This is a genomic window from Streptococcus mitis, assembly GCF_002005545.1.
GTDB classification, from domain to species: domain Bacteria; phylum Bacillota; class Bacilli; order Lactobacillales; family Streptococcaceae; genus Streptococcus; species Streptococcus mitis_I.
In genome coordinates, this window is sequence record NZ_LBMT01000001.1 from 1,151,231 (window position 1) to 1,174,036 (window position 22,806).

Below are 22,806 nucleotides of genomic sequence, written 5' to 3' on the forward strand. Positions count from 1 at the left end.
AAAACGAATCAGTCACGCTGGTTCGTTTTTTTGAAAAAATAGAAATCATGGTATAATAGTTTTAGGCTGAGAGTTATTAGAATTGTTTATAGCATCTCTGAAAATTTAATTCTAAAGGAGTTCAAAATGAGCCAGACTACGCAAATGCATATATATATATATATAACCTAATAAAAAAATGCAAAAAATATAGACTGAAACCTACTGAAAATCCAGTAGGCTTTTTGCGTTTCTTGGAGGTATCTAATGGCTAAAAAGTTATTAAATATCACTGAGATTGAGGATAGAACCAAGGTTTTAGTAGAAAATCTGAATCAATCGACATTTATTGTTGATTTTGTTTCATTGTTTGATATTACTAAAACGACCATAACCAGAGCAAGTAAAGCGGCATCTGATGATTTTATAATAAAAAATAAATTGTATTTTCGTACAGTTGAAAATCTGCCATTACTTGCTCTGACTGAGATTGATAAGGAGTTGGAGGGGCAAGCTCGTAAATCTAGATTTATTATTACAACAGATTTTCAAGAATTATATGCAAAGGATACTCAGACAGGGCTGACCTTGGCAATTTCTTTTAATGATTTGCCAGCTCATTGTGATTTCTTCTTACCTTGGAATGGTATTGAAAAGATTGATTATGATAAGGAAAACCCTGCTGATGTAAAAGCAGCAGAGCGTTTCACCAAACTTTATGATGAACTAATTTCTATTAATCCTGAACTAGCCATCACTGAAACTGATGGTAAATCATTTAATCTATTTTTGATTCGTGTTCTTTTTCTACTATTTGCAGAAGATACAAATATCATCTCCAAGGGAGCTTTCACAAATGTTATTAAGACGAGGACATCCGAAGATGGTTCTGACTTAAATGAGTGTGTTAGAAAGTTATTTACTGTTTTAGATATACCTGAATTTAGTCGTCAGGATTTAGAGTCGTGGTTATTAGATTTTCCCTATGTAAATGGTAAGCTTTTTTCAGAGCCACATCATGACCTTGTTTTCAATAAAAGAACTCGCCAATTACTCATTGAAGCAGGGGAATTGCTAAACTGGAATGAAATCAATCCAGATATTTTGGGCTCTATGATCCAAACGGTGGCAAATGCAGAAGCAAGATCAACATCGGGTATGCACTATACTAGCGTGCCCAATATTATGAAGATCATCAAACCACTGTTTTTAGATAATTTACGAGCAGGATTTATGGAATTAGAAGAACGAGCTGATTACTATGTAGGAGGAGGTGACTTTAGCGAGGACCATCGTCGCAAGGAATTGCGACAACTTTTACCTAAGTTAGAGGATTTGCTCATTCGTATGTCATCTATCAAGTTTTTAGATCCTGCCTGTGGTTCTGGAAATTTCCTCATCATTACCTATAAAGAACTGCGTCGTTTAGAGATTAATATCTTAGTCAAACAACGAGAAATTCGTGAAGCCTTAAATGAAAAAGCTGTTTATCAAGGGGAATTGATTGCTGATGCCTCTAAGATTTCTCTATCTCAGTTTTCAGGAATTGAATTGGATGATTTCGCTCATGAAGTAGCAAGGTTATCCTTGTATATAGCGGAACATCAGATGAATGTGGAGATGGAAGAAGCACTTGCTGATGTCCATCCAAGACTACTCCCCTTAAGAGAAGCTGGAAATATCGTTTGTGGGAATGCCCTAAGAATTGACTGGGAAACTGTTTTGAATGCTGAGGCGGATGACGAAGTTTATATATTTGGAAATCCGCCGTATATAGGTACTAAAGGAAGAAATCACCAAAATGATGAACAAAAAGGTGATTTAGCTTATTCAATTTATCCTGTAGAATCTAGAATTCTTGATTATATATTCGGTTGGTTCTACAAAGCGAGTAAATTCATTAAAGGTAAAAATTCAAAGTATGCATTTGTATCTACTAATTCGTTGTTTCAAGGTGAGCAAGCTCCTCTATTTCAAAATCATATTTTAGATAATTTAGAAATTAGTTTTGCATATCCTTCGTTTAAATGGAGTAATAGTGCTAAAAAGAATGCAGGTGTAATAGTTTCTATTGTCGGAATTCAAAATATAAGTTCTGAAAAGAAATTATTGTTTGAAAAAGACAATACGATGATAGTGGAGAATATTAGTGCATTCTTAAAAATTGGAGAAACTGTTGTTGTTTCAAAAAGACGAAATCCTAGTGAAACATTACCATATGAAATGACTATTGGAAGTGCAGAGTATGGAGAAAATAATTTAATACTGACACAAAATGAGAAGGATGAAATTTTAAATATATTCCCTAACTCAAGAAAGTTTATTAGAAGATGTTTGAATGCAACTTCATATATGAATGATAAGAAAATATATGCTTTATGGATAGAGAATAAGCAGAGCTCCGAGGCATTATCAATTCCACCAATAAAAAATCGTATTGAAAAAGTTAGAGAATTTAGAGAGGTTAGTAAAAGAAAAGGGACTCGAAAGGCTCGAGAATTTCCGTGGGCATTTGCTGAAAAACGCTTTGTCCAAGCTGAAAGTATTATATTACCAGTTGTTAATTCTCAGGATAGGCAATATTTACCTGTAAGTTTTTTAGAGGAAGGAATAGTTGTTACTAATGCATTGTGTATTGTATATAATGCACCGATATGGCTAATAGGGATTATTTCATCAAAGATGCATATAGAATGGCTCAAAGAAGTTGGTGGTAGGTTAAAAAATGATTACAGATACGCTCCTGGACTGGTCTATAATACATTCCCAATTCCAGAACTTTCGGAAGCTCGGAAAAATATGCTTGAAGAAGCTGTTTTTGAAATGCTGGATGTTCGAGAAGAAGAGGGTGGAACCTTGGCTGATTTGTACGGTGGTGCCAATAAACCGATGAATGAACGTCTTCGTCAAGCGCATGAAAAAATTGATGGTATCGTAGAACGTGCCTACCAGCAAAAGCCTTTTGAATCAGATGAAGAACGACTCAGTGTCTTATTGAATCTGTACAAAGAAATGACAGAAAAGGAAGCGAAATGACCTCAAATATATTTGAAATCAATTACAATGGTACAGGTGCTAGTCAATCAAATAATGCACTTGGTATGCGTGAAATGCAGGCGCGCGTATATGCTAAGAGAACTTCTCAACACTTATTGATTAAGGCGCCTCCTGCCTCTGGTAAGTCGAGAGCTCTGATGTTTATTGCTCTTGATAAACTACATGCTCAGGGGTTGAAAAAAGCTATTATAGCTGTTCCAGAAAGGTCTATTGGAAAATCGTTTCGTTCAACAAAATTGACAGAATATGGTTTTTACTGGGATTGGGAAGTTCTTCCCAAAAATAATTTGACTGAACAAGGGACCAGCAAAAGTAAGGTAAAACAGTTTGTAGACTTTATGCATTCAGAGTCACCTGACGATAGAGTTCTAATCTGTACGCATGCTACCTTGCGTTTTGCCTTTGAACAGCTAGCTGATAGTGATTTTAATGACGTTCTTTTAGCTATCGATGAATTTCATCATGTATCTCAAGATGATAATTCAGTTTTAGGAAATGCCTTGAGAAACATATTAGCCAATTCAACAGCCCATGTAGTGGCTATGACAGGGTCTTATTTCCGTGGAGATTCTGTACCCATTTTGGCACCCGAAGATGAGCAAAAATTTGACAAGGTATCCTATACTTATTATGAACAGTTGGAGGGATACCAATATCTGAAAAGTTTTGCTATGGGTTATAACTTTTATCGTGGTCGTTACACGGATGCTTTGCACGAAGTATTGGACACAAGCAAGAAAACCATTATTCATATTCCCAATGTAAACTCAGGTGAGTCAACCAAGGATAAGTATGATGAAGTTGACCGAATTTTAGACGAACTGGGGCAAGCTGTTCCAGATTCTAAGACTGGATTATGGTTGGTTACTGAGGAGACAGGTCGTGTATTGAAGGTCGCTGACCTTGTCACAGAAGAAGGGCGTGAAAAAGTACAGGATTACCTAAACAAGATGACCAGTTTAGACGATCTCGATATCATTATCGCACTTGGTATGGCTAAAGAAGGTTTTGATTGGCCTTATGCTGAGTATGCTTTAACGATTGGATATCGTCAGTCGCTAACAGAAATTGTTCAGATTATAGGTCGAGTAACACGCGATAGTTCCAATAAATCACATGCTCAATTCACCAATCTCATTTCCCAACCTGATGCTCAAGATGATGAAGTTTTCTTTGCTGTGAATAATGTTATGAAGGCTATTACAGCTAGTCTCTTGATGGAGTCTGTTTTAGCACCAAATTTCAAGTTCAAACGCAAAGACCGAGATGACCAGAAATCTTCTGGTGCCGAAATGTTTGTGAAAGGCTTAAAAGAGCCAAGCACTCAAAGAACAAAAGATATCATAGAAAATGATATGAATGATTTACGTGCTAGTATCTTGCAAGAACCGCGTATCCAAACTGCGATTGCTGCAGGAACAGATGCAGAAGTCATTAATAAGCAGATGATTCCAGCTATCATTAAGCAAATCTATCCTGACTTAAGTGGTGCTGAAGTTGAAGAAGTTCGCCAACAGTTTATTAGTCAATCGGTCATTCAATCAGCTGAACGGAAAGAGGGAGTAGGACAAACAGATTTCCTAAAAATGGCAGATAAATTTGTGAATATTGATGACTTATCTATTGATTTGATTGATCAGATCAATCCTTTCCAGAGAGCTTACGAAGTTATATCACGTGAAATTGATGCTCCGACTTTGCGTCTAATACAAGATTATATGGATGGTCAGAAGATGGAGTTTTCGGAAGAAGAACTTTTGATTCTTTATCCTCAAATTAAGCAATTTTTGAAAGAAAATGGTCGTCATCCAGATAAATCAAGTAATGATAAGTATGAACAGAGATTGGCTTATGCTTTGTTACAATTGTCTCAGATCAAGCTGAAGATGGAGAATGGTAATGATTGATTTTAAAAATTTAAATGATATTTTTAATGATTCTGATTTCGAACATTTAATAGCTCCTTTAAAACCTAAGAAAAAAATAGTTACAGACCATGAAGTAGAGAAATTTTTAGAAATTATAGACTGGGTGAGAGAAAATAATGGACAAGAGCCACAAAAGTCTAGAAATATTAAAGAACGCAGTTTATTTTCTCGGTTGAATGGTATTAGAAAATCTCCTGATAGCATCCGAAAATTAGAACCTTATGATGAATTTGGGCTACTAAAAATAGATGTAGTTGAGTCTGAGACTCCTATTTCAAGTCCTGCTAGTTTAACAGATATTTTATCAGATGAATTGTTTGAGTCAGTGAATAGTGCTGAAAAATCTTTATTTGATGTCTCACGTTATAAACGAACGATTCAAGCACGTGATAAAACACGAACACGTAAACAGATGGGCAATTTTGAAGATTATCAAGGATTATTTACTCGTGTTCATGATGAAATTAGTGAAGGTCGTCGTCAAGTCAGAAAGTCTGATGTGATAAAAGAAAAAGAAATTAAACCTGGTATGTTCTATGTGGATAATGGAGTAATGGTTTATGTTGTTTCTAAAGGAGAAGACTTCACTGATAAGAATGGCTATACTAATGCTGAACTTCATCTTGTATATGAAAATGGTACAGAAAATAAGAAGGCCTTACTCCGCTCTTTTGTATCTAATCTGCACGATAGAACGCGCCATGGACGAATGGTAACAGAATTGATAGAAGATGTGATGACTGGTATCAGTCCAAGCGAACGAATTACAACTGGATATATCTATGTAGTAAAATCCTTGAGTAGCCATCCTCAAATTGCTAACATCCGTAATCTCTATAAAATCGGTTTTACACAGGAACAAATTGAAAAACGGTTAGCAAATGCTGAAAGAGAAGGAACCTATCTTTATGCTCCTGTCCGTTTAGTAGCTAGCTTTGAGGTTCAAAATTTCAGCGCTCGAAAATTAGAAACTACTCTTCATCATTATTTTGCAGACAAGCAGTTAGATATGGAATTAATAGCATCAAATGGAGAGAGCTTTGTTCCTAAAGAATGGTTTCTAGTATCGCTAGATGAGATCCAAGAAGTGATTGAAAAAATTGGCTTAATGATTTAGTGGGATAAGGGGGTAAAATTCCCCCTTGGGATTTAAGGAAACACAAAATAGAAAAAAAGGAATATACAAACATGGAAAACAATAATACAAACTATAAAATCTTTAAATTCTTGGGGATTGCTGTGGTGCTATTTTATGCTTTTATCTTTATTGGTAGCAGTTTTTCTACTGCTGGGGTTAAAGATGCACCACAAATTGAGTATAAAAGCGACTACATGAACCAAAAAGTAGAACTAGAAGACGCTAAGGTATTGGGCAAGTTTTGGAATGATGAAGGGCACTATCTCGTAGTATATGACGAAGACACAAAAGCCCCAGAATTGTTCAAGATAAGCTACTCTGAGTGGAATCTTATTAGTATAGGGGATACATACTAAACAGCGCTGGAGGGCTTTATATAGCCTTCTAGGGCTATGCTAGATAGAAAGGTATTAGAAATAAATTAAATATTACTACTTACATTTCGAAACTAGTAGTTAAATTTTAAAAAGGTCTTCCCTCCTACCTCACTACTATTAGTTAAGATGATTTCCAGTTGACGCAAACTTAAAAAAACGATATAATAAGAAAGTTGAGAATTGATTTTCAGTTGTCTTAGTCCAGAGAAATGGCGGTGCTGCGAGCCATCTAAGCTAGGAAGTCATGCTACTCAATCATACAATTGCATAAGAATAAGAGAATGACAAGTTCATTGAATGAAGGTGGTACCGCGGTTTTTCGCCCTTCGTGATATGAGCTTGTCTTTTGATTTTTGGAGGTGTTGATGAAAACATTTCTTGTCAAACAAAAGTTTCGTCTTGGAGGCGAGCGCTTTGCTATCAAGGATGACAGGGGAGAAATCGCCTATCAGGTAGAGGGATCATTTTTTAAAATTCCCAAAACCTTTACTATCTATGATGCATTTGGTAACCAAGTCAGTGAGATTAGTAAAGAGATTTGGGCTCTACTTCCTCGTTTTGAGATTCAGCTTCAGGACGGATCGAGTTTTGTCATTCGTAAGAAGTTGACCTTCTGGCGAGATAAGTATGAGTTTGACAATCTGGGGCTTCGTATCGAGGGCAATATCTGGGATTTGAATTTCAAACTACTGGATGATCGCGATCAGTTGATTGCGGAAATCAGGAAAGAACTCTTCCATTTGACCTCTACCTATACCGTAACGGTTCTTGAGGACGCTTATGCAGACCTAGTCATTTCCCTCTGTGTCGCGATTGACTATGTGGAAATGCTGGAAAGCCAATCACATTAAACAAGTAAATAAGGAGACAATATGAAACAACTATCTAGTGCACAAGTACGCCAAATGTGGCTTGATTTCTGGGCGACCAAAGGTCACTCAGTAGAACCATCAGTAAGTTTGGTTCCTGTAAATGACCCAACTCTTTTGTGGATCAACTCTGGGGTAGCAACCCTTAAGAAATACTTTGACGGGACCATCATCCCTGAAAATCCACGTATTACCAATGCCCAAAAGGCTATCCGTACCAACGATATTGAAAACGTAGGGAAGACTGCACGTCACCATACCATGTTTGAAATGTTGGGGAACTTCTCTATCGGAGATTACTTCCGTGATGAAGCCATTACTTGGGCTTATGAGCTTTTGACAAGCCCTGAGTGGTTTGACTTCCCAGCTGAAAAACTTTACATGACCTACTATCCAGATGATAAAGATTCTTACAACCGCTGGATTGAAGTGGGAGTGGATCCAAGTCACTTGATTCCTATTGAGGACAACTTCTGGGAAATCGGTGCAGGACCTTCTGGACCAGATACAGAAATCTTCTTTGACCGTGGAGAAGCCTTTGACCCAGAAAATATTGGTCTTCGTCTGCTTGCAGAAGATATCGAAAACGACCGTTATATCGAAATTTGGAACATCGTTTTGTCACAATTTAACGCAGACCCTGCTGTTCCTCGTAGCGAGTACAAGGAATTGCCACATAAGAACATTGATACGGGCGCTGGTTTGGAGCGTTTGGTAGCCGTTATCCAAGGGGCTAAGACCAACTTTGAAACAGACCTCTTTATGCCGATCATCCGTGAAGTGGAGAAATTGTCTGGTAAGGTTTATGACCAAGATGGCGATAACATGAGCTTTAAGGTTATCGCTGACCACATCCGTTCACTTTCATTTGCCATCGGTGATGGTGCCCTTCCTGGAAATGAAGGTCGTGGTTATGTCCTTCGTCGTTTGCTCCGTCGTGCTTCTATGCATGGTCAAAAATTGGGTATCAACGAGCCTTTCCTTTACAAACTCGTTCCAACCGTTGGAAAAATCATGGAAAGCTACTACCCAGAAGTGCTTGAAAAACGTGACTTTATCGAAAAAATCGTTAAGAGCGAAGAAGAGTCATTTGCCCGTACTCTTCACTCAGGTCAACACTTTGCTCAAGGCATCGTAGCAGACTTGAAAGAAAAAGGTCAATCTGTTATCGCTGGTTCAGATGTTTTCAAACTCTATGATACATATGGATTCCCAGTTGAACTGACTGAAGAAATCGCTGAAGAAGCTGGGATGACTGTAGACCGTGAAGGATTTGAAGCAGCCATGAAAGAACAGCAAGAACGTGCGCGTGCGTCAGCTGTCAAGGGTGGCTCAATGGGTATGCAAAATGAAACCCTTCAAAACATTACTGTAGAAAGTGTCTTCAACTACAATGCTAGCCAATTGTCTTCTAAATTGGTGGCTATCGTGGCTGACAATGCAGAAGTAGAAGCTGTATCAGAAGGAACTGCCTCACTTATCTTTGCGGAAACGCCATTCTATGCTGAAATGGGTGGACAGGTAGCTGACCATGGACAAATCTTGGATGAGTCAGGTAAGGTCGTGGCTACTGTGACCAATGTTCAAAAAGCTCCAAATGGACAAGCTCTTCACACGGTTGACGTTCTTGCACCGCTTGCCTTGAACCAAGAATATACCTTGGCAATTGATACAAATCGTCGTCACCGTGTCATGAAAAACCACACTGCGACTCACTTGCTTCACGCTGCCCTTCACAATATCCTTGGAAACCACGCAACACAAGCGGGTTCTCTTAACGAAGTTGAATTCCTACGCTTTGACTTTACGCATTTCCAAGCAGTAACTGCTGAAGAATTGCGTGCGATTGAACAGCAAGTCAACGAGAAAATCTGGGAAGCACTTGAAGTTAAGACAGTTGAAACGGACATTGACACTGCCAAAGAAATGGGAGCTATGGCCCTCTTTGGTGAAAAATACGGCAAGGAAGTCCGTGTTGTTACTATCGGTGACTACTCTATCGAGCTTTGTGGTGGTACCCATGTTGGTAACACTTCTGAGATTGGTCTCTTCAAGATTGTCAAAGAAGAAGGTATCGGTTCAGGAACTCGCCGTATCTTGGCAGTGACTGGTAAGGAAGCCTTTGAAGCCTACCGTGAACAGGAAGATGCCCTTAAAGCTGTAGCAGCGACCTTGAAAGCACCTCAACTCAAGGAAGTGCCTCACAAAGTCGAAGGCCTTCAAGAGCAACTTCGTCAACTCCAAAAAGAAAATGCTGAATTGAAAGAAAAAGCCGCAGCTGCAGCCGCAGGCGATATCTTCAAGGATGTTAAGGAAGTCAATGGTCATCGTTACATTGCTAGCCAAGTGTCTGTATCTGACGCTGGTGCCCTTCGTACTTTTGCAGATAACTGGAAACAAAAAGACTACTCTGATCTTCTTGTCCTTGTTGCAGCTATTGGTGACAAAGTCAATGTCCTTGTAGCAAGCAAGACAAAAGACCTTCATGCAGGAAACCTTGTCAAAGAATTGGCACCAATCGTCGATGGACGTGGTGGTGGTAAACCAGACATGGCCATGGCAGGAGGAAGCAACCAAGCTAAAATTCAAGAATTGTTGGATGCAGTAGCAGGTAAATTGTAATCAAGTAATACTCTTCGAAAATCTCTTCAAACAACGTCAGCTTCGCCTTGGATTTTATATGAGACTGACTTCGTCAGTCTTATCTACAACCTCAAAGCAGTGCTTTGAGCAACCTGCGGCTAGCTTCCTAGTTTGCTCTTTGATTTTCATTGAGTATAAAGATCTATCCATTTGGGTAGGTCTTTTTGTGAATACAAAAAAGCCAAATCCGCTTGGATCTGGCTTGCTTATTATGAGCTATTAGATTGTATTGGCTGCCCAGGCACTTACCGAAGAAGCTGAGACTGGGAATTGTCCATAACCTTCCTCATCGATTGTAACTTGACCTTGGTGGTTTCCAAGTAAATCTACAAAGGTTTGGTTAGACCATTCTTGGCCGACAAACATTGATTTGCTGTTTTCTTGGTCATTGGAAATCAAGACTGCGATTGGGGATTGATTTTCAGCACCCGAACGCACCCAACCGATACAGTTAGGGTCATCAAAGTAGTCTGTTTGCTCTCCATAGGCCAAATCTTTTCGGATGGCTAGGAGGCGGTCAAGGACTTCTTTGAAATCTTGTTGAGCATATTGCCCTGAAATCCCATAGTAGTCGCCGTAAAAGACACATGGAAGGCCATTTTGGCGTAACAGAATGAGGGCATAAGCTGCTGGTTTGAACCATTCTTCAACAGTAGACTCAAGAGCCTGACCTCGTTGGGTATCGTGGTTGTCGACAAAAGTCACAGCCTTGTCAGGCTTGAGTTCAACCAAGCTATCTGTGAAAATACCACGAAGGTCATAGCTGGAACCTGCTCGGCTAGCATCAAAGAGATTCTGGTGGAGACGAACATCAACAAGGTCAAAGCGTTCTTCCGTTTTTTCAAGATAGTCCAGATTGGCTTCCTTGTCAGGATTCCAAAATTCACCAAAAACATAGAAATCCTCACCGTATTTTTCCTTCATATCGCGGATAAAATTGCTCATGAAGAAGGAGTCAATGTGCTTAACGGCATCCAAGCGGAAACCAGCTACACCAGTAGTTTCCATGAACCAGTTAGCCCAGTCATAGATATTTTGGATGACTTCAGGATGTTTAAAGTCTAGGTCAGCATACATGAGGTAGTCATAGTTACCGTTTTCATTATCGACCAATTCCTCGTTAGCCCATCCCTTGTTGTCCCCTTGGATGAGATAAATCCCAGACTTACGGCGTTTGGCATCGTAGTCTGTACCTGTGAAGTGGTACCAGTGCCAGTGGAAGTCATTGTAGGTATCTTGGCGACCATCGAAGGTAAAACTAGTCCAGCCATTGATGGTGAAGGGTTCTCCAAGTTCAACTGTACGGTCTACAGGATCCACTTCAATAACCTGAAAGGCTTCCCTGTGATCGGCAGCAGCCTTGTGATTGAGTACTACATCGGCCATAGGTTGAATTCCCTGCACTTTAAGTGCTTGAATGGCTTGAAGATAGTCTTCTTTGAAACCATACTTGGTGCGGACAGTCCCTTTTTGGTTAAACTCGCCTAGGTCGAATAAGTCATAGACCCCATAGCCGACATCTTTTTCATTGGTCGCCTTGAAAGCTGGTGGCATCCAGACATGGCTGATACCGAGATCAGCTAGGTGTGGAGCAGCTTCAGCCAGACGCGTCCAGTGCTGGCCGTCGTGGGGCAGATACCATTCAAAGTATTGCATGAGTGTTTGATTTTGCATGATGTTTCCTCTTACTTGTCAATCTTGTTCTTTATTCTATCATAAAGTATCTCTGAGCGCAAACGTTTGCGTAAGATAGAAAAAATATATTTTGACTACTTAAAATAAAGTGTTGATTTTTTTGTATCAAAGTGCTAGTATAATAGTATGTAATATAGATAAAGATAGGAGTCATCCCATGATTGAATTTCAAAATGTTAGTAAGTTGTATGGTGATAAAGAGGCTTTGAGCAACCTCAATCTGCAGATTGAAAATGGGGAGATTATGGGCTTGATTGGCCATAATGGGGCTGGAAAATCGACCACCATAAAATCCTTAGTCAGTATCATTTCGCCTAGCAGTGGTCGTATTTTGGTAGACGGTCAGGATTTATCGGAAAATCGCTTGGCGATCAAACGAAAGATTGGCTACGTTGCAGACTCGCCTGACTTATTTTTACGCTTAACAGCCAATGAATTTTGGGAATTGATCGCCTCATCCTATGATCTGACTAGCTCTGACTTGGAGACTAGTCTAGCTAGGCTATTGAGTGTTTTTGATTTTGCTGAAAACCGCTATCAGGTTATTGAAACCCTTTCTCACGGAATGCGTCAGAAAGTCTTTGTCATCGGGGCACTCTTGTCTGATCCTGATATTTGGGTTTTGGACGAACCCTTGACTGGTTTGGATCCCCAGGCCGCCTTTGATTTGAAGCAAATGATGAAGGAACATGCACAAAAAGGCAAGACAGTTTTGTTTTCAACTCATGTGCTAGAGGTAGCTGAGCAAGTCTGTGATCGGATTGCTATTTTGAAAAAGGGACATTTGATTTATTGTGGTAGTGTAGAGGACTTGAGAAAAGACCACCCAGACCAGTCTTTGGAAATTATCTACCTTAGCCTTGCTGGTAGAAAAGAGGAGGTTTCAGATGCGTCTCAAGGTCATTAAAAAATTAGTTGATATCAATATCCTCTATTCATCTCAAGAAGCTAATCTGGCTAACCTACGAAAGAAGCAGGCTAAGAATCCTGGGAAAAAAGTAAATGTTTCCGCTAGAGTCCTAAGTTCTTACATTTTTTCTAGTCTCTTGATGCTTTTCATGTTTATAAATATAGCCTTTCGTTTTCCTTTTGAGGAAATGCCAAGTTTTTTTAGTAGCATGGTTGCTATTTTACTGGTGCTTGCCTTTTCAACTTCTTTCACTGCATTTTACAATGTCTTTTATGAGAGTAAGGATTTGGTATCGTATAGACCCTATGCCTTTAAAGAATCAGAGATTATAATCGCTAAAGGACTGTCTGTCCTCTTGCCAGCTCTGCCTGGAATTGTACCAATCCTAGCTTATTTTCTAGTCCTCTATATTAGGCTAGCTCCTTCTTTTTGGCTGGGTTTGCCTTTGATGCTACTGTCCTTGACCTTATTATTTGTCTCTGTTACTTTAGTGATGGTAGTGGCAGTACATTTCTTGGCTCAGACTACGGTCTTCAGAAAGTATCAGTCTATTTTTTCGAATGTGATGATTGGGATAGGGGTTCTCATACCTTTAATATTTGTCCTCTTTCTACAGTCGACTTTTGGAAGTATTGTTGACAAAGTTAGAGACATTCCATTTCTCCTTTATCCTCTTCATATCTTTTACAAAATAGCAGTGGCTCCTTTTTCGACAGAAGCCATCCTGGGTCTACTCGCTTGGATAGGACTAACTCTCTTCCTACTTTACTTGACTAAAAAGAAGGTTCTTCCTCATTTTTATGACGTGATTCTGCTTAACAGTGAGGAGAAGGTCAAGAAAGAACGTCGCAATAAGGAGAGAATTTCAACTACTAATAAAAAGGGCTTTTTCCGTATGGTTTTACGCTACCACCTCACCCTCTTGGGACAGGGAACTGGCGTGATTACAGTGCTTTTTACAAGTGCTTTTCTTCCTTATCTCATGATGATCGGTCTGATTTCCAAAATTCGAGATTCTCAGATAGTTCCAGACATTCATCCTCCATACTGGTTACCCTTGTTTTTTATAGCTCTCTTTATAGCAGTTGTCAATAACAATATCACCAGCCTGCATTCAATTGCCTTGTCCTTGGAGAGGGAAAATGTTGATTTTCTGAAGAGTTTACCCTTTGACTTTGCTCGTTATGTGAAAGTGAAATTTTGGATTATATTTGCTGTCCAGTCCTTTTTACCAGTTCTGACTTTACTTGGCCTTTCTCTATATCTAGGCTTGCCCATCCTTTCGATGATTTATCTTCTTGTAGTCTGGATCCTTGCCAGTGTCATCCTTTCTTGCCACCATTACCTTAAGGACGTGAAAAATTTGTCAACAAATTGGAGTAACATTACGGACCTGGTGAACCGTTCAAATCGTATAGTAGCAATTGTTTTGATTTTGGTTTATAGTGCAATCTTAATGGCCCTTGTAATAGGGAGCTTATTCTTGGTTCGGTCTCTCTCCCCTGTCCTTGCTATCAGCTTGGGAGTAGGAGCTCTTATCCTCTTGCTTGCTCTTGCTATTTTTGGCTATCATTACTACCTGTCACGCATATTGACAGAAATAGAAAAAAGATGAGATAGTTGGTCGCTTGCTTGATACATTTTATAAAAAGAAATGAAGCTGAGCAAAAAAACACTTCTAACTATCAAAAAACGAGCATTTCCGTAGTTGGATATACTCGTTTTTCTATGCCATTTTTCTTATCATAAGAACAAAACGACTAGAAATTTTTAACAATGTATAAATCCTATAGCATCAATTGCTTAAATTTGGTACTAGATTTTATCTATGATGTTTTGAAGATTAATGGAGCTTGAGATGTTTGCTATTTATGGATAGTGTACAAAGTAAATTGTTACTGGCGAACTCTCTTATACTTCCGGGTCTACCTTTATCTAGTTATTCTTATAAAAATCTGTTTTATACTCAATGCAAAACAAAGAGCAAACTAGGAAGCTAGCCTCAGGTTGCTCAAAGCACCGCTTTGGGGTTGCAGATAAAGCTGACGTGGTTTGAAGAGTATTAGACTAATTTCCACCTTGGTGAGTCAAGTGGAAGTTACTGAAATAATTCCTATTTGTAAAACTCTGATAAGTCTTGGCTGATTTTGGAGAAATGTGGTATAATTTTTCTTATGGAAAAGATTATCGTTACAGCAACTGCTGAAAGTATTGAACAAGTTGAACAACTACTCGAAGCTGGCGTAGACCGTATCTATGTCGGTGAGAAAGATTTTGGCCTTCGTCTGCCAACGACCTTTAGTTATGACCAATTGCGTGAAATCGCTAAGCTGGTTCATGATGCTGATAAGGAATTGATTGTTGCAGTCAATGCCCTCATGCACCAAGACATGATGGACCGTATCAAGCCTTTCCTGGACTTCTTGGAAGAAATTAAGACCGATTACATTACAATTGGGGATGCAGGTGTCTTTTATGTGGTCAATCGCGATGGTTATTCATTTAAGACCATCTATGATGCTTCAACTATGGTGACAAGTAGTCGTCAGATTAACTTCTGGGGACAAAAGGCTGGCGCATCTGAGGCTGTTTTGGCGCGTGAAATTCCATCAGCTGAACTCTTCAAAATGCCAGAGATTTTGGAAATTCCTGCTGAAGTTTTGGTTTACGGTGCTAGTGTTATTCACCATTCTAAACGTCCACTTTTGCAAAACTACTATAACTTTACGCATATCGATGATGAAAAGACGCGCAAGCGTGACCTCTTCTTGGCTGAGCCAAGTGACCCAGAGAGTCACTATTCCATTTTTGAAGACAATCATGGAACCCACATCTTTGCCAACAATGACCTTGATTTGATGACCAAATTGATAGAATTGGTAGAGCATGGTTTTACTCACTGGAAATTAGAAGGTCTCTATACACCTGGTCAGAACTTTGTTGAGATTGCAAAACTCTTTATCCAAGCGCGTAGCTTGATCCAAGATGGTAACTTTAGCCATGACCAAGCCTTCTTGCTGGATGAAGAAGTTCGTAAACTTCACCCTAAAAACCGTTTCCTTGATACAGGATTCTATGACTACGATCCTGATATGGTTAAATAAAGTAAATGATTCGTTGAGAGAAGGAAGACTTAAAATTTCTTCTCTCAATTTTTCTTATTCTTCAATATTTTCAAAAAATTAGCAGGCTATAATGCTCTGTTTGCTGGGATTTTTAAGAAAAGTAACCTTCTTGAGTTTGAAAATTATCCCATGTTTGCAGGTGCCAAATGGCTCTTTTTTTGGTATAATTTTTTATAATGAAAACGATTGGTAATCGCTATGTTGTGGTGGATTTAGAGGCAACTAGCACAGGTAGTAAGGCTAAAATTATTCAAGTGGGAATTGTTGTGATTGAGGATGGAAAAATCGTCGATCACTATACGACGGATGTCAATCCACATGAACCCTTAGATGCTCATATCAAAGAACTGACAGGATTGACAGACCAACGTCTGGCGCAAGCACCTGATTTTTCGCAAGTTGCTAGAAAAATCTTTGACTTGGTGAAGGATGGGATTTTTGTAGCCCATAATGTTCAGTTTGATGCCAATCTCTTGGCGGAAAATTTATTTTTTGAAGGCTATGAACTAAGAAATCCTCGTGTTGACACGGTCGAATTGGCTCAAGTCTTTTTCCCTGAACTGGAAAAATATAGCTTGCCTATTTTGTGCTGGGAATTAGGAATTTCTCTAAAACACGCTCATACAGCCCTTTCAGATGCCCAAGCTACTGCTGAATTACTCTTATTTCTACGGGAAAAGATGGCCCAACTTCCTAAAGGTCTCTTGGAACGCTTGCTGGAAATGGCTGACGCTCTCTTATATGAGTCCTATCTGGTTATTGAAGAAATTTATCGCAACCAATCTATCCTGAGTTCTCCAGACTTGGTCCAAGTTCAAGGACTGTATTTCAAGAAAACTACGGCTCCCCTGGAGCCACGAAAACTATCCCAAGATTTTTCTAAAAATATTTCTCTGTTGAATCTTGAAGTGAGGGAACGACAAGAAAGTTTTGCAAAAGAGGTTGGCTTGCTATTGAAAGATGAGCCTGTCTCTCTGATTCAAGCTCCTACTGGGATTGGGAAAACTTATGGCTATCTCTTACCAGCATTGTCCCAAGTGGAAAATCGTCAGATTGTCCTTAGCATTCCGACAAAGATTCTTCAAAATCAGATCATGGAAGAAGAAGGTAAACGTCTCAAGGAAGTGTTCCATATAGATATTCATAGTTTAAAGGGACCACACAATTATCTGAAGCTGGATTCCTTTTATCGTTCCTTGCAGGAAAATGATGAAAATCGCTTATTTAGACGCTTTAAAATGCAACTCTTGGTCTGGCTGACTGAGACAGAGACAGGAGATTTGGATGAAATTGGGCAACTCTACCGTTACCAACATTTTCTAACAGATCTTCGTCATGATGGGAATTTATCATCCAAGAGTTTATTTGTGACGGAAGATTTTTGGAAACGTAGTCAAGAAAGGGCACAAGCTTGCAAGCTTTTAGTGACCAATCATGCCTATCTTGTAACCAGACTGGAAGATAATCCTGAATTTGTTAGTAACCGTTTATTGATTATTGATGAAGTCCAAAAAGTTTTGTTGGCTCTAGAAAATCTACTTCAGCAGACTTGCGATATCCAGTCTATTATTGATTTAGTTGATAAGGCTTTAGTAGGAGAAGAAAACAGGATTCAGCAACGAATACTAGAAAGTATTCGCTTTGAGTGTCTCTACTTGATAGAACAATTTCAGTCTGGCAAATCTAGGAAAAATATCTTAGACTCTCTGGCCAATCTCCACCAGTATTTTTCAGAATTAGAGGTAGAAGGCTTTGAGGAACTGGTTCGCTATTTTACTGCTGAAGGTGATTACTGGCTTGAAGCAACTGAAACGAGTCAAAAGAAAATTCAGATTTCTTCTACGAAATCAGGCCGTATTCTTCTATCTTCTTTAGTGCCTGATTCATGTCAAGTCTTGGGAGTGTCGGCTACTCTTGAGATTAGTCAGAGAGTTTCTTTGGCAGACCTTTTAGGTTACCCTGAAGCCAGATTTGTCAAGATTGAATCTAATAAAAAACAGGATCAAGAAGTGGTCTTGGTCAAAGATTTTCCCCTGGTAACAGAAACCTCCTTAGAAGTTTATGCCCAAGAGGTGGCTGATTTGCTGATGGATGTTCAAGTTTTCCAACAACCGATTTTGGTTCTCTTTACTGCTAAAGACATGCTTCTAGCAGTATCGGATTTACTTCCAGTTAGCCATCTGGCCCAGTATAAAAATGGTGATGTTCATCAACTGAAGAAACGCTTTGAAAAAGGTGAACAACAAATCCTGCTTGGTGCAGCAAGTTTCTGGGAAGGAGTTGATTTTTCAAGCCATCCTTTTGTGATTCAAGTTGTACCAAGACTTCCTTTCCAAAATCCTCAAGAGCCCTTGACGAAAAAGATTAATCAGGAACTGAATCAAGAAGGAAAAAATGCCTTTTATGATTATCAATTGCCAATGGCCATTATTCGTTTAAAGCAAGCTTTGGGAAGAAGTATGCGACGCGAACACCAACGTACCTTAACTCTTATTTTGGATAGGAGGATTGTCGGAAAGCGATATGGCAAACAAATTGTGACTTCTCTAGCAAAAGAAGCGACTGTTAAAACCGTCTCTCAATCCGAAGTTGATGAGGCTATTGATAAATTTTTAAATGAACTTTGATAAATAGTATTGTATGAAAGTATAAGGTTAGTATATATGAAACGTTCTCTCGACTCTAGAGTCGATTATAGTTTGCTCTTGCCAGTGTTTTTTCTACTGGTTATTGGCGTGGTGGCTATTTATATAGCCGTTAGTCATGATTATCCAAATAATATTTTGCCCATTTTAGGGCAGCAGATCGCCTGGATCGCCTTGGGGCTTGTGATTGGTTTTATCGTCATGCTCTTTAATACAGAATTTCTTTGGAAAGTGACCCCCTTTCTGTATATTTTAGGCTTGGGACTCATGGTCTTGCCGATCGTCTTTTATAATCCAAGCCTAGTTGCATCAACGGGTGCCAAAAACTGGGTATCAATAAATGGAATTACCCTATTCCAACCGTCAGAATTTATGAAGATATCCTATATCCTTATGTTGGCTCGTGTGATTGTCCAATTTACAAAGAAACATAAGGAATGGCAACGTACAGTACCTTTGGACCTTTTATTAATTTTTTGGATGATTGTCTTTACCATTCCAGTCCTAGTTCTTTTGGCACTTCAAAGTGACTTGGGGACGGCTTTGGTTTTTGTAGCCATTTTCTCAGGAATCGTCTTGCTATCAGGAGTTTCTTGGAAAATTATTATCCCAGTATTTGTGACTGCTGTAACAGGAGTTGCTGGATTCCTAGCCATTTTTATCAGTAAGGGTGGCCGGGCTTTTCTTCATCAATTAGGAATGCCGACCTACCAAATCAATCGTATCTTGGCTTGGCTCAATCCATTTGACTTTGCCCAAACAACCACTTACCAGCAGGCTCAAGGACAAATCGCCATTGGCAGCGGTGGCTTATTTGGTCAGGGATTTAATGCTTCGAATCTGCTTATTCCAGTTCGTGAGTCGGATATGATTTTCACGGTGATCGCAGAAGATTTTGGCTTTATTGGCTCTGTCCTTGTTATTGCCCTTTACCTCATGCTGATTTACCGTATGTTGAAGATTACTCTTAAATCAAATAACCAGTTCTACACCTATATTTCTACTGGCTTGATTATGATGTTGCTCTTCCACATCTTTGAAAATATCGGCGCTGTGACGGGTTTGCTTCCTTTGACTGGGATTCCCTTGCCTTTTATTTCGCAAGGAGGATCGGCTATTATCAGTAACTTGATTGGTGTTGGCTTGCTTTTATCGATGAGTTATCAAACCAATCTAGCTGAAGAAAAGAGTGGAAAAGTCCGATTCAAGCGGAAAAAGGTTGTATTAAAACGAATCAAATAAGGAGAAAATCATGGTTAAAGTAGCTGTTATGTTAGCTCAGGGCTTTGAAGAAATTGAAGCTTTGACAGTTGTAGATGTCTTGCGTCGTGCAAATATTACTTGTGATATGGTTGGTTTTGAGGAGCAAGTGACGGGTTCGCATGCAATCCAAGTAAGTGCAGATCGTGTCTTTGATGGTGATTTATCAGACTATGACATGATTGTTCTTCCTGGAGGAATGCCTGGTTCTGCACATTTGCGCGATAATCAGGCCTTGATTCAAGAATTGCAAAATTTCGAACAAGAAGGGAAGAAACTGGCGGCCATTTGTGCGGCGCCAATTGCCCTCAACCAAGCAGGGCTATTGAAAAATAAGCAGTACACTTGCTATGATGGCGTTCAAGAGCAAATCCTTGATGGTCAATATGTCAAGGAAACAGTAGTGGTAGATGGTCATTTGACAACCAGTCGAGGTCCCTCGACAGCTCTTGCCTTTGCCTATGAGTTGGTGGAGCAACTAGGCGGAGATGCAGAGGGTTTACGAACAGGAATGCTCTATCGAGATGTCTTTTGTAAAAATCAGTAAAACGGGAGTCAAACTCTCGTTTTTTATGTGGAAAACTCAGGGAAATCATCGCTTTTTTCATAAAAAAATGCTATAATGAAGGGTATGAAATATCACGATTATATCTGGGATTTAGGTGGAACTTTACTGGATAATTACGAAACTTCAACAGCTGCATTTGTTGAAACATTGGCACTGTATGGCATCACACAAGATCATGACAGTGTCTATCAGGCTTTAAAGGTTTCTACTGATTTTGCGATTGAGACATTCGCTCCCAACTTAGAGAATTTTTTAGAAAAATACAAGGAAAATGAAGCCAGAGAACTTGAACATCCGATTTTGTTTGATGGAGTTTCTGACTTATTAGCAGACATTTCAAATCAAGGTGGGCGTCATTTCTTAGTTTCTCACAGAAATGATCAGGTCTTGGAAATTTTAGAAAAAACCTCTATAGCAGCCTATTTTACAGAAGTAGTGACTTCTAGCTCAGGTTTTAAGAGAAAGCCAAATCCTGAGTCCATGATTTATTTAAGAGAAAAATATCAAATTAGTTCAGGCCTTGTCATTGGTGATCGGCTGATTGATATCGAAGCAGGTCAAGCTGCTGGACTAGCTACCCACTTGTTTACTAGTATCGTGAATTTAAGACAAGTATTAGACATGTAAGAAAAAGGAATAAGATGACAGAAGAAATCAAAAATCTGCAGGCACAGGATTATGATGCCAGTCAAATTCAAGTTTTAGAGGGCTTAGAGGCTGTTCGTATGCGTCCAGGGATGTATATCGGATCAACCTCAAAAGAAGGTCTTCACCATCTAGTCTGGGAAATCGTTGATAACTCAATTGATGAGGCCTTGGCAGGATTTGCCAGCCATATTCAAGTCTTTATTGAGCCCGATGATTCGATTACAGTTGTTGATGATGGGCGTGGTATCCCAGTCGATATTCAGGAAAAAACAGGCCGACCTGCTGTTGAGACAGTCTTTACGGTTCTTCATGCTGGAGGAAAGTTTGGCGGTGGTGGATACAAGGTTTCAGGTGGTCTTCACGGAGTGGGGTCATCAGTAGTTAATGCCCTTTCCACTCAATTAGACGTTCATGTCCACAAAAACGGTAAAATTCATTACCAAGAATACCGTCGTGGTCATGTTGTTGCAGACCTTGAGGTGGTTGGGGATACAGATAGAACTGGAACAACGGTTCACTTCACACCGGATCCAGAAATCTTTACGGAAACAACAACCTTTGATTTCGATAAATTAAATAAACGGATTCAAGAGTTGGCCTTTCTAAATCGCGGTCTTCAAATCTCCATCACAGATAAGCGTGAAGGTTTGGAACAAACTAAGCATTATCACTATGAGGGTGGGATTGCTAGTTACGTTGAATATATCAATGAGAATAAGGATGTAATCTTTGATACACCAATCTATACAGACGGTGAGATGGATGATATCACAGTTGAAGTAGCCATGCAGTACACAACGGGTTACCATGAAAATGTCATGAGTTTCGCCAACAATATTCATACCCATGAAGGTGGAACGCATGAACAAGGTTTCCGTACAGCCTTGACACGTGTCATCAACGATTATGCTCGTAAGAATAAGTTACTAAAAGACAATGAAGACAACCTGACAGGGGAAGATGTTCGCGAAGGATTAACTGCAGTTATCTCAGTTAAACACCCAAATCCACAGTTTGAAGGACAAACTAAGACCAAACTGGGGAATAGCGAAGTGGTCAAGATTACCAATCGCCTCTTCAGTGATGCCTTCTCCGATTTCCTCATGGAAAATCCACAGATTGCCAAACGTATCGTGGAAAAAGGGATTTTAGCTGCTAAGGCTCGTGTAGCTGCCAAGCGTGCGCGTGAAGTCACTCGTAAAAAATCTGGTTTGGAAATTTCCAACCTTCCAGGGAAACTAGCAGACTGTTCTTCTAATAATCCTGCTGAAACAGAACTCTTCATCGTCGAAGGAGACTCAGCTGGTGGATCAGCCAAATCTGGTCGTAACCGTGAATTTCAGGCAATTCTTCCAATCCGCGGTAAGATTTTGAACGTTGAAAAGGCAAGTATGGATAAGATTCTAGCTAACGAAGAAATTCGTAGTCTTTTCACAGCCATGGGAACAGGATTTGGGGCAGAATTTGATGTTTCGAAAGCCCGTTACCAAAAACTCGTTTTAATGACCGATGCCGATGTCGATGGAGCCCACATTCGTACCCTTCTTTTGACCTTGATTTATCGTTATATGAAACCAATCCTAGAAGCTGGTTATGTTTATATCGCCCAACCACCAATCTATGGTGTCAAGGTTGGAAGCGAGATTAAAGAATATATCCAGCCAGGTGCAGATCAAGAAATCAAACTCCAAGAAGCTTTAGCCCGCTATAGTGAAGGTCGTACCAAACCGACTATTCAGCGTTATAAGGGTCTAGGTGAAATGGATGATCATCAGTTATGGGAAACAACAATGGATCCCGAGCATCGCTTGATGGCCAGAGTTTCTGTGGATGATGCTGCAGAAGCAGATAAAATCTTTGATATGTTGATGGGGGATAGAGTAGAGCCTCGTCGTGAGTTTATCGAAGAAAATGCCGTCTATAGTACACTTGATGTCTAAAAAATCGGGAGAAGTAGTTCCCTT

At 39.5% G+C, this 22,806-nt stretch carries 15 protein-coding genes; 14 read left to right on the plus strand and 1 reads right to left on the minus strand.

Features of this window, described 5'->3' with window-relative positions:
* Nucleotides 1-246: 246 nt before the first annotated feature.
* The 6 genes from QS39_RS05950 to alaS all read left to right on the plus strand — a co-directional run bounded on the left by QS39_RS05950 (nt 247) and on the right by alaS (nt 9,970).
* Nucleotides 247-3,015, plus strand: coding sequence for a class I SAM-dependent DNA methyltransferase (locus QS39_RS05950; protein ID WP_077804913.1), 2,769 nt, complete (start codon nt 247-249; stop codon nt 3,013-3,015).
* On the plus strand, nt 3,012-4,943 hold the full coding sequence (locus QS39_RS05955) for a DEAD/DEAH box helicase (RefSeq protein WP_077804914.1): 1,932 nt from the start codon (nt 3,012-3,014) through the stop codon (nt 4,941-4,943). The genes QS39_RS05950 and QS39_RS05955 overlap by 4 nt, the downstream gene beginning before the upstream one ends.
* The gene (locus tag QS39_RS05960; RefSeq protein ID WP_077804915.1) at nt 4,936-6,081 is read left to right on the plus strand and encodes a GIY-YIG nuclease family protein; all 1,146 of its coding nucleotides are present in this window, start codon (nt 4,936-4,938) and stop codon (nt 6,079-6,081) included. Before QS39_RS05955 ends, QS39_RS05960 begins: the two co-directional genes overlap by 8 nt.
* 71 nt (nt 6,082-6,152) lie before the next feature.
* Nucleotides 6,153-6,458 carry a hypothetical protein gene (locus QS39_RS05965; RefSeq protein WP_077804916.1) on the plus strand — a complete coding sequence of 102 codons (306 nt, stop codon included), beginning with the start codon at nt 6,153-6,155 and terminating at the stop codon, nt 6,456-6,458.
* 386 nt (nt 6,459-6,844) lie between these two features.
* Entirely contained in the window at nt 6,845-7,330 is a 486-nt protein-coding gene (locus QS39_RS05970; protein ID WP_077804917.1) for an LURP-one-related/scramblase family protein, read from the plus strand.
* Nucleotides 7,331-7,351: 21 nt separating this feature from the next.
* Nucleotides 7,352-9,970, plus strand: a complete 2,619-nt coding sequence (gene alaS / locus QS39_RS05975) for an alanine--tRNA ligase (RefSeq protein ID WP_077804918.1) — start codon at nt 7,352-7,354, stop codon at nt 9,968-9,970.
* A gap of 240 nt (nt 9,971-10,210) precedes the next feature.
* Here alaS and QS39_RS05980 read toward each other — a convergent pair whose 3' ends face one another.
* Nucleotides 10,211-11,665, minus strand: a complete 1,455-nt coding sequence (locus QS39_RS05980) for an alpha-amylase (protein WP_077804919.1) — start codon at nt 11,663-11,665, stop codon at nt 10,211-10,213.
* Nucleotides 11,666-11,843: 178 nt separating this feature from the next.
* Here QS39_RS05980 and QS39_RS05985 point away from each other — a divergent pair, with 178 nt between their 5' ends.
* From QS39_RS05985 to gyrB, 8 genes are all read left to right on the plus strand, one after another.
* Nucleotides 11,844-12,593, plus strand: a complete 750-nt coding sequence (locus QS39_RS05985) for an ABC transporter ATP-binding protein (protein WP_077804920.1) — start codon at nt 11,844-11,846, stop codon at nt 12,591-12,593.
* Nucleotides 12,574-14,211, plus strand: coding sequence for a hypothetical protein (locus QS39_RS05990; protein ID WP_077804921.1), 1,638 nt, complete (start codon nt 12,574-12,576; stop codon nt 14,209-14,211). The genes QS39_RS05985 and QS39_RS05990 overlap by 20 nt, the downstream gene beginning before the upstream one ends.
* Nucleotides 14,212-14,770: 559 nt before the next feature.
* On the plus strand, nt 14,771-15,700 hold the full coding sequence (locus tag QS39_RS06000; RefSeq protein ID WP_077804923.1) for a peptidase U32 family protein: 930 nt from the start codon (nt 14,771-14,773) through the stop codon (nt 15,698-15,700).
* A 197-nt stretch (nt 15,701-15,897) separates the two neighbouring features.
* On the plus strand, nt 15,898-18,348 hold the full coding sequence (locus tag QS39_RS06005) for a bifunctional DnaQ family exonuclease/ATP-dependent helicase (RefSeq protein WP_077804924.1): 2,451 nt from the start codon (nt 15,898-15,900) through the stop codon (nt 18,346-18,348).
* Nucleotides 18,349-18,384: 36 nt separating this feature from the next.
* The gene (locus tag QS39_RS06010) at nt 18,385-19,608 is read left to right on the plus strand and encodes an FtsW/RodA/SpoVE family cell cycle protein (RefSeq protein WP_077804925.1); all 1,224 of its coding nucleotides are present in this window, start codon (nt 18,385-18,387) and stop codon (nt 19,606-19,608) included.
* Nucleotides 19,609-19,618: 10 nt separating this feature from the next.
* Nucleotides 19,619-20,173, plus strand: coding sequence for a DJ-1 family glyoxalase III (locus tag QS39_RS06015; protein ID WP_077804926.1), 555 nt, complete (start codon nt 19,619-19,621; stop codon nt 20,171-20,173).
* 84 nt (nt 20,174-20,257) lie between these two features.
* Nucleotides 20,258-20,821, plus strand: coding sequence for an HAD family hydrolase (locus tag QS39_RS06020; protein ID WP_180375010.1), 564 nt, complete (start codon nt 20,258-20,260; stop codon nt 20,819-20,821).
* A 14-nt stretch (nt 20,822-20,835) separates the two neighbouring features.
* On the plus strand, nt 20,836-22,782 hold the full coding sequence (gene gyrB / locus QS39_RS06025) for a DNA topoisomerase (ATP-hydrolyzing) subunit B (RefSeq protein WP_077804928.1): 1,947 nt from the start codon (nt 20,836-20,838) through the stop codon (nt 22,780-22,782).
* The last annotated feature ends 24 nt before the right edge of the window (nt 22,783-22,806 follow it).